The sequence below is a fragment of the Patescibacteria group bacterium genome (genome assembly GCA_018897195.1).
GTDB lineage: Bacteria > Patescibacteriota > Patescibacteriia > Patescibacteriales > UBA12075 > JAHILH01.
Genome location: JAHILH010000001.1, coordinates 418,615 through 430,894, shown reverse-complemented (window position 1 = coordinate 430,894; position 12,280 = coordinate 418,615). Strand labels below are relative to the sequence as shown.

9 protein-coding genes are annotated in these 12,280 nt (G+C 39.0%); 7 read left to right on the top strand and 2 right to left on the bottom strand.

The features are described 5' to 3' along the window. Positions 1-34: 34 nt before the first annotated feature. On the top strand, positions 35-1,108 hold the full coding sequence (gene mnmA / locus KKD45_02065) for a tRNA 2-thiouridine(34) synthase MnmA (GenBank protein ID MBU4309289.1): 1,074 nt from the start codon (positions 35-37) through the stop codon (positions 1,106-1,108). A 47-nt stretch (positions 1,109-1,155) separates the two neighbouring features. On the opposite strand, the gene KKD45_02060 is transcribed toward mnmA, so the two are convergent. Beyond that, positions 1,156-1,464, bottom strand: coding sequence for a hypothetical protein (locus KKD45_02060; protein MBU4309288.1), 309 nt, complete (start codon positions 1,462-1,464; stop codon positions 1,156-1,158). Positions 1,465-1,734: 270 nt separating this feature from the next. Between KKD45_02060 and rpsB the strand changes: the two genes are divergently transcribed. From rpsB to KKD45_02045, 3 genes are all read left to right on the top strand, one after another. Then, positions 1,735-2,466, top strand: a complete 732-nt coding sequence (rpsB, locus tag KKD45_02055) for a 30S ribosomal protein S2 (GenBank protein MBU4309287.1) — start codon at positions 1,735-1,737, stop codon at positions 2,464-2,466. 181 nt (positions 2,467-2,647) lie between these two features. Next, positions 2,648-3,418 carry a translation elongation factor Ts gene (gene tsf / locus KKD45_02050; protein ID MBU4309286.1) on the top strand — a complete coding sequence of 257 codons (771 nt, stop codon included), beginning with the start codon at positions 2,648-2,650 and terminating at the stop codon, positions 3,416-3,418. Positions 3,419-3,607: 189 nt separating this feature from the next. Further along, on the top strand, positions 3,608-4,450 hold the full coding sequence (locus KKD45_02045) for a stage 0 sporulation protein (GenBank protein MBU4309285.1): 843 nt from the start codon (positions 3,608-3,610) through the stop codon (positions 4,448-4,450). 84 nt (positions 4,451-4,534) lie between these two features. Here the strand turns inward: KKD45_02045 and KKD45_02040 are convergent, their stop codons facing one another. After that, positions 4,535-5,860 carry a hypothetical protein gene (locus tag KKD45_02040; GenBank protein ID MBU4309284.1) on the bottom strand — a complete coding sequence of 442 codons (1,326 nt, stop codon included), beginning with the start codon at positions 5,858-5,860 and terminating at the stop codon, positions 4,535-4,537. A gap of 242 nt (positions 5,861-6,102) precedes the next feature. Between KKD45_02040 and KKD45_02035 the strand changes: the two genes are divergently transcribed. From KKD45_02035 to KKD45_02025, 3 genes are all read left to right on the top strand, one after another. Beyond that, on the top strand, positions 6,103-8,421 hold the full coding sequence (locus KKD45_02035; GenBank protein MBU4309283.1) for a M23 family metallopeptidase: 2,319 nt from the start codon (positions 6,103-6,105) through the stop codon (positions 8,419-8,421). Between the two features lie 109 nt (positions 8,422-8,530). Next, positions 8,531-10,111 (top strand): hypothetical protein, encoded by a 1,581-nt coding sequence (locus KKD45_02030; GenBank protein MBU4309282.1) that lies wholly within the window; start codon positions 8,531-8,533, stop codon positions 10,109-10,111. An 81-nt stretch (positions 10,112-10,192) separates the two neighbouring features. After that, positions 10,193-12,280, top strand: coding sequence for a type IV secretion system DNA-binding domain-containing protein (locus tag KKD45_02025; GenBank protein MBU4309281.1), 2,088 nt, complete (start codon positions 10,193-10,195; stop codon positions 12,278-12,280).

Below are 12,280 nucleotides of genomic sequence, written 5' to 3'. Positions count from 1 at the left end.
CAAGACTAATTAGTTTTGGGGATTTTTTTAACCTATGATTAACAATAATAAAAAATTAGTTGCAATCGCAATTTCTGGCGGTGTTGATTCGGCCGTGGCGGCTCATTTGCTTTTGCAAAAGGGCTATGAGGTTATCGGTATTTTCATGCGCTTAAACGATAATTACAAACCAGCTGAAGACGCTGCGCGTTTGGTTTGCGAAAAGTTGGGTATTAAATTTTATCCCTTAAATATTGCCGAGAAGTTTCAAAAAGAAATTATCGACTATTATATTGATGCCTATCAAGGTGGACAAACCCCAAACCCCTGTGTGCGTTGCAACAAGATGATAAAATTTGGTGAACTTTTTAAGCGGGCCATGGATTTGGGAGCGGATTATTTGGCAACTGGGCATTATATCAAGAATGTCGAATTTCGCATGTCGGACGATGAAATGACTTATAAATTATTAAAAGGGGAAGATCAGAACAAGGACCAGAGCTACTTTTTATATAATTTGAGTCAGGATTTATTGAAAAAGATTTTTTTTCCTCTAGCTGACTATGATAAAGCTGATGTAAAGAAACTTGCCGAAAAACTTGATTTGCCAAATTTAAAAACTGAAAGCCAAGATGTTTGTTTTTTGCCTGGTGAGCATAATGATTTCTTGAAAGGTAAAATTAAATTAGAGTCAGGTGAGATTCGTGATTTGAATGATAAAAAATTAGGCGAACATCAGGGCTTGCCATTATATACAATTGGCCAGAGACGGGGAATCGAAATCGGCGGCACCGGTCCTTACTATGTGGTGAAACTTGATTATGTTCATAATATACTCTATGTCGTCAATAATTATAATGACACCGGTCTTTTTCGTGATGAATTGTTTGTTGAAAATGTGAACTGGATTTCCGGCAAAGAGCCAGTCTTGCCATTTGCCTGCGAAGTGGTAATTCGCTATCGACACAGAAGTGTAGAGTGTGTGATTGGAAAAGCAGAAATAAGTGATGACGGCCAAAAATCATATCACGTCAAATTCTCTCAATCGCAGCGCGCCATTGCCATTGGTCAAAGCGCTGTCTTTTACCGTGGCAATGAACTATTGGGTGGTGGTGTGATAACTCGGTAAATAAAAAACCCTCACTTGCGCAAGGGTTAGATAATTTTTTTATTTTTTTACAAGGCTACACTGCGCAACCATTTTATATCGGCAATTATATAGACACCCTCGTCTAGTGGAATTTGAGCCTCCTCATTGGTATTGATGTGTGATGTGTCAAAGAAGTAGCCACGATCGAGGGATATAATTCGATAATTTTTTCCGCCTTCGAGACACACGTTTGTGTTTTTTGTTACGATTTCAATGATGTTAATTTTGGTTGTAACTAGTATGTCATTATCGTCACAGGCCTGAGCGGTGGTGATGGAAAAATTTGTAAAATTGAAAAGAGCGACAAGGGCCAAAGGTAAGAACATTTTTTTCATAAACACCCCTCTTGAAGATTTTAATCTTAGTTCAAAACATTTTTTGAACATATTCTAATTTATCATATAAAATGATATCTGTCAATATTGACACAATGGGAAGAAATGTTATATAGTGTATATACATGGCTTAAACATAGGCCATGTTTTTATTCAAAAAATATAATAAATCACTCATACTCCTATTATTATTTAATAATTCCTTGTAAATTTGGCTAATTAAAGCTTAATTTATATACCCAGGAGTAGAGGATTAAAGGAAAAAAAACTATGAACACACCTACAATTGAGCAAATGCTCAAGGCTGGAATGCATTTCGGCCACAGAACAAGCAAATGGCACCCAAAAATGAAGCCATATATCTTTGGCGCTCGCAATGGCGTGCATGTTATTGATTTGGTTAAATCAAGAAAAATGTTAGAAAATGCCTTGGAATTAATGAAGAAATTTTCAGCTGAAGGCAAGACGATTTTAATCGTTGGCACCAAGATGCAAGCAAAGAATACTATCAAGGCAATCGCAGAAGAGGCTGGCATGCCTTATGTTTGTGAAAAATGGATCGGCGGTTGTTTGACCAACTTCCCAGTAGTGAGAAAATTAGTAAAGAAATATAAAGAATTAACCGATGATCGTGCAAGTGGCAAATTGGAAAAATATACCAAGAAAGAACAATTAGGAATTGACCGTGAAATTGAAAAATTAGAAAGAAAAGTCGGCGGTTTAGTAAACTTGATGAAAATGCCTGACTTGATTTTCGTTTGGGATATTAAGAATGAAAATACATCTATTTTGGAAGCTAAGAAAAAGAACATCCCAGTAGCGGCTGTATGTGACACAAATACAAATCCAGAAAATATTAACTATATTATTCCGTCTAATGATGATGCGACTAAGACTATTAAATTAATTTTGAACTCAGTCAAGGAAGCAATTATCGAAGGTAAAAAAGAAGGAGCAAAAGTAGAAGCAAAAGTTGAGGCGAAAAAAGAAGTTGTTAAATAACAAATATTAAGCATCTCATTTTTCTTTTTAGAAGGAAGATGGTGTGTATACTCCCTCGCCCCGCCGGGAGAGGGTCGGGGTGAGGGAGTATTATTAAAAATCTCTACCTCACCCTAGCCCTCTCCTACAAAGGAGAGGGAGCTGTCGATAAAATATATTAAATTAATATAATCAAAACAATATGGAGAAAATTAAACAATTAAGAGAAATCACCGGTGCTGGTATGGTTGAATGTAAAAATGCTTTGGATGAATCAGGTGGAGACATTGAGAAAGCAATTGAAATTATTAGAAAGAAAAGTGGCGCTAAGGCGGCGAAGAAAGCTGATCGTATGACAGCTGAAGGCGTAGTAGCGATTGCTTTGACCGGTGATAACAAAAAAGTTTCTGTAGTTAAGGTGCAATGCGAAAGTGATTTCGTGGCTCGCAATGACGACTTTAAAGCTTTTGCAGCGGAAGTAGCTGAGGCGGGACTAACTGGTAGCGCTGAGGAATATTTTGGCCAAAAGAAAGATGCCGTTATCTTGAAGATTGGTGAAAATTTAACTCTTGGTGGTACTGAAACAGAGACTGGTGAATTTGTCGCAACTTATGTGCACTCAAATGCGAAGTTGGCGAGTGTCATTGTTTTTAATAAAGTTGTTGACGCTGAATTGGCAAGTGGAATTGCAATGCACGCCGTAGCAATGGCGCCTGCTTATTTGAAGCCGGAAGATGTAGTGGCTGAGGAGGTAGAAAAGGAAAAAGATATTTATCGTGAACAATTATCTAAGGAAGGTAAACCAGCAGAAATGATTGAAAAAATCTTGAGTGGTAAGGTAAGTAAATATTACGAAGAAGTTTGTTTGTTAAAGCAATTATACATCAAAGATGACAAGAAAAGCGTAGAGCAAGTTTTGAAAGAGGCTGATGCGAGCGCGGTGATTGAGAAGTTTATTCGGATTGTGCTATAAGCGTCATTCCCGCGAAGGCGGGAATCCAGGCGCCACAGACTTCGAATATGTGGTTATAGAGACTAATCTTAATATAAATATAGATAATAAATAATACTTCGTAAATTTTAATTTTCCTTATACTGAAATCAATCTACGAGGTACCTGGATCCCCGCCTTCGCGGGGATGACGGACGAAATAATGATTAAATGAAAGTAGCTCAAATACAATTTTCCCCTTGGGATAAGACATATTATTTTTCTTTGAATAACCTTGATGTTCATGTAAATGATCAAGTGGTTGTTAAGACTGATATTGGCGAGGAAATCGGTAAGGTTATCGGTTTAACCGAGGTCAATGAAGAAGAATTTTACAAAAAATCCAAGGCGGATGATGAAAAAGAAAAGCGAGAAATCAAGCCGATTTTGCGCTTTGTAACCGAGCGAGACGCGGAGGGTCTGCCAACAAAAAAAGACAAACAGGATGCCTTGGAATATGCTAAGTCAATGAAGGAGAAGTATAATTTGGAAATGAAATTCCTGGATGTCCATTTTTCCTTCGATAGGTCTCGCGTCACTTTTGCTTTTATCGCTGATGGTCGCATCGACTTTCGTAATCTGGTCAAAGATTTGACCCGTCATTTCGGACGTAGTATTCGTTTGCAACAAATCGGTATTCGCGACGAAGCGCGTATCTGTGGTGACTGTGGTCACTGTGGGCGTCCTTTGTGTTGTCGTGGGCATTTAAAGAACTTGGATTCAATTACCTCAGAAATGTCTGAAATGCAACAATGTTCTCATCGCGGTTCGGATCGTATCTCCGGCATTTGTGGTCGTTTGATGTGCTGTTTGGCTTACGAGCAAGCCGGTTATGAAGAGTTATTTAAAAAAATGCCGCCACTTGGTAAAAAGGTGGATGTTGATGGTAAAAAGGGCGAAGTGATTGGTCACCGGACTTTGAAGCAATGCGTGATGGTCAAGTTTCCAGGTGAAAAAGGGGAGGGGTATACGATTGCTGAGGTTGATTTGAATCGGAATAAGGATAAGAAATAAGTAAATATTTTTTACAAATTTAAAAGCCTGTATTCACGTGAGTGTTTACAGGCTTTTTTGTGTACGTTTTGGACGTTATTGCTTTTACGCAGCCATGGACATTTTTTGTCCCTTGATGGCGGTTTTTTCTCTCCTCGTTGCCAGTCGACATGTTCCAATTTGGAATTCCGTGCTGGCCGTTTTTCGGTACAGAGGGCCTCCGTTCTCGTCGTTGATGATGAGTATTCCACTGTCGTCATCGTTAATCGTCAGATTGACGAAGTGTTTACTGGGAATTACCATCGCTTTGACTGTTTGCTCACGACCAGATAGATCTTCGTAAACCACCCAGATTGACTGAGCTTTTTCCGGACTAAAGGCGGACGGCATAGTAAGCGAGTCATTAATGTTTGATGATTCTTCTTTTCTGTCGACAACAAATTCTGCGCCGACAAGAGTTGTGGTTGAGGTTCGGCCATTTTTAGGGTTCTTGTTAACCCGGAAGAACGCCCCGTCGTTAACGCAGAAGGTGCCGTCGTCCAACAAGAAAGCTTCTTCTTGGTTGACGTTAAAAGCAAAGAAGATTCGGCCGGCTATTGTGAATTTCACACGCGGACGGCGCAGAACCTCATTGAGCCTCTGTGCTCTTTCTGCATCTTTTTTGGCCTTGGCGATTGCTTTAGCTTCGTCTTCATTCGCACGGGCAGTAGCCGTGACTGTAGCCCGCTCTTTCCTGGCTTTTTCGTCGGCCGCACTTTGCTCGGAACGTAGCCTCTGCTCTTCCCGATATTTTTTCTGCCAGTCTTGCCAGAGAATCTTTTGCTGTGCGTCAGTGGCGACGACCAACATCCCAAAAAGACTTTCAGTCAGATCGCCATCATAGTGGTCATCTTTGATCCGTGCTGCGATCTTTGTCGGCTTGGTGTGGACATCTTCGGGTTTGACTTCGTTCTTGGCAGTTTTTTCCATCATGGCAAAAGCCATTTTCTTGAGCTCGGCTCGTGCTTCCAGGATGGCCGCCTTGGCGATGGTGCTCTTTATTTGAAGGCTTCCCGTCAAATATTCAAGAATGGATGCTTCCATGGCTTCGTTGCCGTAGCTTAGTGGCTGCATTACTGCCAGGTATTCCAAATAGCTCTGGTGAAAATTTCTGGCCGTATTGGCGGCTAGGTCAATCAGTTTACTGGCATAGTTCGGGTTGTTGGCCACGATTGATTTTTCAATCTCGGCGTTTGTGATTCTGATATTTCCAGCAATAATTTTCCGGATGCCCGACACTAGTTTGATCCAGGCTGATTTCTCCAAAAGGGTAATCTTGGTTTGCGTGGTCGGTGTGGCAATAATCTCAGTCATGGTTATTCCTCCATTTGGGGTGAGTGAAGCAAAATAAAATGTTAATGTTCTGATATTACGTACTTTGGATAATTTCATTGTACGATTTTTTATATTAGCATATTATTGAATATTTGTCAATAGTTATGGGAAATTTGCTTATATTAAGGTATTTATCCAATGTCTTTGTCTAAATAATTACTGCAAATAGCATATTTACTTACATTTGTTTGACATTTTAGTAAAAGTATGCTATATTGGTATGTTATTTAATCTTAACAGATTTTGTTTTGGTTGTGGAAAATGAATTTCCAACCATACAAAAAGCCGTCGGCTTTTTTATGTTTATTTTTTCAAAAGACAATTTAAATAGATTCTGGAAAATTTTAGCGGTTGGTGCTTTTTGTGTGCTTTTTTTGCGTGCGCAAAATGCCGAAGCGGCCCTGGGGATTGATAAGAATATAACCCAGGTAAAATATCCGGATAGTCCGGTGGTTTATTATTTGAATCACGCGCAAAAGATTAAGAAGGCTTATATAAATGAGGCGGTTTTTTTAGCATATGGCAATAAATTAAACCAGATTAAGACAATCGCGCCGGCTTATTTGAATCAGTGGAAAACAGCGGAGGTGGTTAAGGTGAAAAATAATCCGACTGTTTATATAATCAGAGATGGTAAGAAGAGGATTGTAGTATCTGAGGCGGAATTTTTAAGTTTGGGTTACAGGTGGAATCAGGTAATGGAAATTAGTGCTTTTGAATTGTCACAATATGCCAATACGGGTGAGGAGGATTTTAATGTTAATCCCTACGGCTTTTCTGTTAATTTGGATAGTGCCAAGAAAACTTCTTTGGCTTTGGGATCGACACATAATAATATCGGCACAATACGAGCGCGAAGCTTGAATGGGGAAAACAAGGTTAGCACCATTAATGTATCATTGAAGGGGTTGTATGATAGTTCCGCAATTGCTAAAGTGTATTTGGAAAAAGACGGAGTGGTTTTGGCAGAAAAAAATAGCGTTAATGATCGCGAACTGACTTTTAATTTGGGAAGCAAGGCTTTTGTGATTGATAATAATGAAACAAAGATAAATATTTTTGTTGATCTTAATAATTGTGAGACCTGTATTAATAATGATTTGTTTTTGGAATTAGTTAGTTCTAATGTTTTTGGTGACAATAATAAACCGGCAGTGACTAGTGCGTCTTTGAAATCAGCTACTTATAAATTTGTGCGTAGTAGTGGCTTATTTGGTGAATTAAGTATTACTGAAGAGTCTTTGATTGGTTATAGTCATGATATTGTAGCGGGAAGCATGGGTCAAGTTTTTGGTCGTTTTACTGTGCAAGAAATCAGCGGCCGTGAAGATGTTTTGATCGAGCAGATTGTTTTGGTTAATAATGGCAGTTTGAAAAATTCGTATTTTAATAATTTAAAATTAAAAGTTGATAACACTGTTGTTGCACAGCTGCCGACAATTAGTGGTCGGGAAATAATCTTTAAACCGAATTATTTAAAAATTAGTAAGAATTCCAGCAAGATGATTGTGGTCTTGGGGGGAATCTTGGATGGAACGAACAGCGATATTGATTTGCAATTGCAAAAAGTAGTGGCAGAGAGCGCAGAATATGGCGTCGGTGTGAAAAATAGCAGTGTTAATCTTAATGAGTCCAATAAAATTATTGATCAAAGCTTGGTGGTTAATTCCGCAAGTACTATGCCTGGCTTAAAAACATTGAATGAAATTAAGGGAACAATTATTTCTTCATTTAATTTAAGAAGTTCAGCGCAAGAAATGGATTTGAATAAAGTTGGTTTTAGTCTGATAAAGGGTGTTAACACGCCAGGGCTAGATAGCCTGTATATTATTGATTATGGGACTGGTGAAGTTTTGCAAGAAGTGAGAATAGGCTCAAGTGATTATTATTCCGTTGGTCTTAATAAGACATTAAGCAGTTCCAATAAATCGGTTAATATTGGCTTTGTGGCCAAACTCCCAATTCTAAACACTGGTGATTATTATCAGATTGTATTAAAAGAAGTGGGGTATAATACTAATGGCGGCGCTAGTTTGAAAAAAACTGTTTCTGTGCTTGGCGGTAAATATGAAGCGCGCAATAACACTAGTAGTGTTGTGGTGACTGGGGGGAGCGCAAGTAGCAAGACAACAATGACAACAAGTGTCAAAACTACGCCTACAGCAATAAGCAATAATACTAGTTCATACACATATAATGAAAAAACAGGGGCGACAAAGATTGTTTTGCATTGGCCGGTTTCGGGTCGGGTGAATTATGGATTTCATGATCCAAAATATCTTTATAGTTTTGCTCACGAGGGTATTGATATTGCTGCCAGTCAGAGTACAAATGTGCGGGCAGCACAAAGTGGGACGGTTGTGTCAGCTGTTAATGGCGGATTGTCTGGTTATAGTTATGTTACCATCGATCACGGTAATGGATATCGAACTGTTTATGGTCATTTGTCACAGATTAGTGTGAGTGTCGGTCAACAAGTTAATGTTTCCGCGCTTCTGGGTAAGAGTGGTGGCACACCAGGCACTTCCGGCGCCGGTCAGTATTCCAATGGTCCGCATCTTCATTTTGAACTTATTAAGGATGGTGTTTATGTTGATCCGGAACTTTATTTGTTATAAAATTATAAAAGTGAATATTTATAAAGACTCGCGTCATTGCGAGTCTTTTGCGTTTTGAGAAAAATAAAAAATATGTTATAATAATTTTATTATTAGTAAAGGAGAAACTGTGAATATCTCATTAGATTTATCACCAATATTTCAATTCTTGTCATTGCCAGCCGACGAGCTGCTTTTGACAGTGCTTGTTAATGTCGGTTGGATTCCAGTCGCTATGGTTTTTTTGGTAGGGGCTTGGGATATATGGAAAGAGTATATTGAGGACAAATGGTTTGAAACTCAAAAAATGATTCTTTTAGCTATTGATATTCCTAGAGGCAATACTCAATCTTTACGAGCGGTGGAAAATATTTTTACCTATTTGGCTGGAGCACATGGTTCAAAAAATTTGATTGAAAAATATTGGGAGGGGCAGTTTCAACTGTCATTTAGCATGGAAATAGTAAGCATTGATGGCTATACGCAATTCTTAATCAGGACACCATTGGCTTTCCGTAACTTAGTTGAGTCTGCGATTTACTCACAATATCCAGATGCGGAAATATCCGATGTGGATGATTACACTGTGGGGATACCCACCAAATACCCAGACTCTGAATACGATGTTTGGGGGGCTGAGTTTATTCAAACCGCACCTAGCGCTTATCCGATTAAAACTTATCCTGAGTTTTTGGCTAGTGACGGCACTAAGCCAGAGGAACAATTTAAGGATCCAATGGCATCATTGATGGATTTGTGTAGTAGTTTGCGAAAAGGAGAACAGATGTGGTATCAGATAATTATTGAGCCAGGAGATCATGCCTGGACAAAGAAGAGTGATGAGGAAATTAAAAAAATTCTAGGCGACAAAACAGCGGCCAAGGATAATTTTGTAGATATGTTGGCCGGTTTTTTAATGGCTGTTATTTCATCTATTGGTGATGCGTTTTTTACGTTTGAATCCGCCAAGAAGGAAGAGAAGAAAGATGAATTATTAAAGATGATGAATTTGCGGCCCAAAGAAAAGAAGCAAGTTGAGGCGATTCAAATGAAAAGTGCCAAACTGGGTTTTAAGTCAAAAATCAGAATGGTTTATGTTAGCAAAAAGGATACCATGGTTAAGCCGAAAGTGGTTAATGGTTTTAATGGGTATATCAAGCAATTCATTGAACAGGATTTAAATAGTTTGAAACCAGACTCTTTAAAGACGATGACATCGGCTAATTATTTTTTCAAAAATTATCGCTTAAACGAAAAGAAGCATAAAATAGTGAAAAATTATAAAAATCGCAGTATGTCTGCGGGCAGAACGGCTGGTTATTTCAATATTGAAGAATTGGCAACGCTGTGGCACTTCCCATTGGAACTTGTAGTGAAGGCGCCGATGATCCAGAAGGCTCCGGGCCGTAAGTCTGAACCGCCGATGACCTTGCCGATGTTTGAGAATGCAGTTGATAATGATTTTTTTACCGAGAAGGTTAGTAGTGAAAATATTTTTGCTGAGATTGACGAGAGTCTAAAATCATCAGCGCCGGTATTCGCGCCACAGTCAGGAAATAAAGAAGTACGAAAAGGTGGCGTGGTGGATATTAGTAATTTTGGCTCGGAAGATATTTTTGAAACACCAACGGCTAAGAAGGCGGTTGAGATGCCAGCGGAAAAACCTGTCGAGAAAAGGGGTGGACCACCAAGTAATTTGCCGTTTGGATAAAAATAAGATTTGTTTTAATTAAGATTTATAGTACGAGGTGCCTGGATCCCCGCCTCCGCGGGGATGACGGTGTAAAAATTTATGAATAAAGATATTGCATTGTTTGCAGAGACAACTTATCGAAATGAAAATAGAAAATTTGGTATCAAGCGTGATGATCGACGTCGTCACATGTATTTGATTGGAAAGACGGGTATGGGCAAATCCACGATTCAGGAGAATATGATTATTAGTGATATTCGAGCGGGTCATGGCGTGGCCGTGGTAGATCCGCATGGTGATTTGGCGGAGAAAATCATGGAATATATTCCCAATGATCGAATCAATGACGTGGTTTATTTTAATCCGGCTGATTATGATTTTCCAATTGCTTTTAATATTGTGGAGCAAGTTGAGCCACACTTACGCCATCTAGTTGCCTCTGGCCTGATTGGCGTTTTTCAAAAGTTGTGGGCGGATTCTTGGGGTCCTCGCTTGGAATATATTTTGCGTAACGCCATTTTAGCGATTTTGGATTATCCTGGTTCGACGCTTTTGGGGGTGACTCGTATTTTGTCAGACAAAAATTTCCGCAAGAAGGTGGTGGACAATATTCAAAATCCGGTTGTGAAGGCTTTTTGGGTGAATGAATTCGCTAGTTATAATGATAAGTTTGCCTCTGAGGCGGTGTCGCCGATTCAGAATAAGGTTGGTCAGTTTTTATCGACCTCTTTAATTAGAAATATTATCGGTCAGGCGAAATCAACAATTGATATTCGCAAAATCATGGATGAGGGCAAGATTTTGATTTTGAATTTAAGTAAAGGCCGAATTGGTGAGGATAATTCCCAACTTTTAGGATCAATGATTGTAACCAAGATTCAGTTGGCGGCGATGAGTCGCGTAGATATGCCGGAAAGCGAAAGGCGTGATTTTTATTTGTACGTTGATGAGTTTCAGAATTTTGCAACTGATTCTTTTGCGAATATTTTATCCGAAGCGCGTAAATATCGCTTGAATTTGATTTTGGCCCATCAATACGTGGAGCAATTACCAGAGAAAGTGGCGAGTGCGGTGTTTGGTAACGTGGGCACGATTGTCGCTTTTCGAGTGGGTGCGGCCGATGCCGAATTTTTGGAACCGGAATTTATGCCAACTTTTACAGCGGAAGATATTTTGAATTTACCCAAATATGAAACTTATTTAAAATTAATGATTGACGGCGTTGCTTCTGATCCTTTTTCGGCGCGTGGTTTGCCGCCCCTAAGCGCTGAGGAGAAAACTGGTAATTTTGAAAAGGTAATCGCGATTTCTCGAGAAAGATATGCAAAACCGAGAGAGATAGTTGAAGAAAAAATTGCCAAATGGCATAATGATGAGGATGATGACGATCTACCACGCCAGGCTAAATTTGTCGAGGCGGCGCGCAATGTTGATGCGACTAAAAGACCGGCGCCGGTTAATAATTTTGAGAAAAAAACAACAGCTGTGCCGTCAAATAATTTTGATAAAAAACCTTCAACAGATCGGGTTAGTAATTTTGACAAAAAACCAATAGCGCCGGAATTGAACAGTCGGCCGACGGCTGAAATTGTTCGTCCAAGTAACACGCAAACAGAAGAGGTTCGAAGTAGTAGTAATGACGACAAAAACAAGGTTTATAAATTTGATGTTAGTTGTAATCGTTGTGGAAAAAACACACAAACCTCCTTTCAGCCAGATGGTATTCGACCGATTTATTGTAAGGAGTGTCTATCGCTAGTACGAGAGGAGAAGAATAAAGAAATTGAAGAGCGTCGTTTACAGAAAGAAAGAGAATTGAAAAAATTGAAGGAAACTGGTCGAGTTGAAATAAAGCCGATTATTAATGTTAAGGAGGTTTCTTTGGGTGAGGCTTTAAAAATGGCGCCGGTTAATTTTGGGAATCGACCAAAGAACAATAATCAGCCTAAGCCGGTACAGTCCAATAGGACTATTAAGGAAGAAAATTTAACAGTTGTTAGTCAGACAAATAGGATTGTTAGAGAGGAGTTTCCGGCGGCGACTTATCAGCCAAAGCAAGTTATTTGTGAAGAAGTTAAGTCAATTGTTAATCATCAAAATAAGGTTGTTCAAGAAAATCCCAGACCAGTCATCACAAATAATAGTAAAGAAACTGATTTTGGCGACGATGATGAAATAGATTTTTAA

What these genes read in the sequence shown, in the direction of transcription:
- mnmA (MBU4309289.1), top strand. Translation starts at nt 35, where the DNA reads ATGATTAACAATAATAAAAAATTAGTTGCAATCGCAATTTCTGGCGGT.
- KKD45_02060 (MBU4309288.1), bottom strand. Translation starts at nt 1,464, where the DNA reads ATGAAAAAAATGTTCTTACCTTTGGCCCTTGTCGCTCTTTTCAATTTT.
- rpsB (MBU4309287.1), top strand. Translation starts at nt 1,735, where the DNA reads ATGAACACACCTACAATTGAGCAAATGCTCAAGGCTGGAATGCATTTC.
- tsf (MBU4309286.1), top strand. Translation starts at nt 2,648, where the DNA reads ATGGAGAAAATTAAACAATTAAGAGAAATCACCGGTGCTGGTATGGTT.
- KKD45_02045 (MBU4309285.1), top strand. Translation starts at nt 3,608, where the DNA reads ATGAAAGTAGCTCAAATACAATTTTCCCCTTGGGATAAGACATATTAT.
- KKD45_02040 (MBU4309284.1), bottom strand. Translation starts at nt 5,860, where the DNA reads ATGAAATTATCCAAAGTACGTAATATCAGAACATTAACATTTTATTTT.
- KKD45_02035 (MBU4309283.1), top strand. Translation starts at nt 6,103, where the DNA reads ATGTTTATTTTTTCAAAAGACAATTTAAATAGATTCTGGAAAATTTTA.
- KKD45_02025 (MBU4309281.1), top strand. Translation starts at nt 10,193, where the DNA reads ATGAATAAAGATATTGCATTGTTTGCAGAGACAACTTATCGAAATGAA.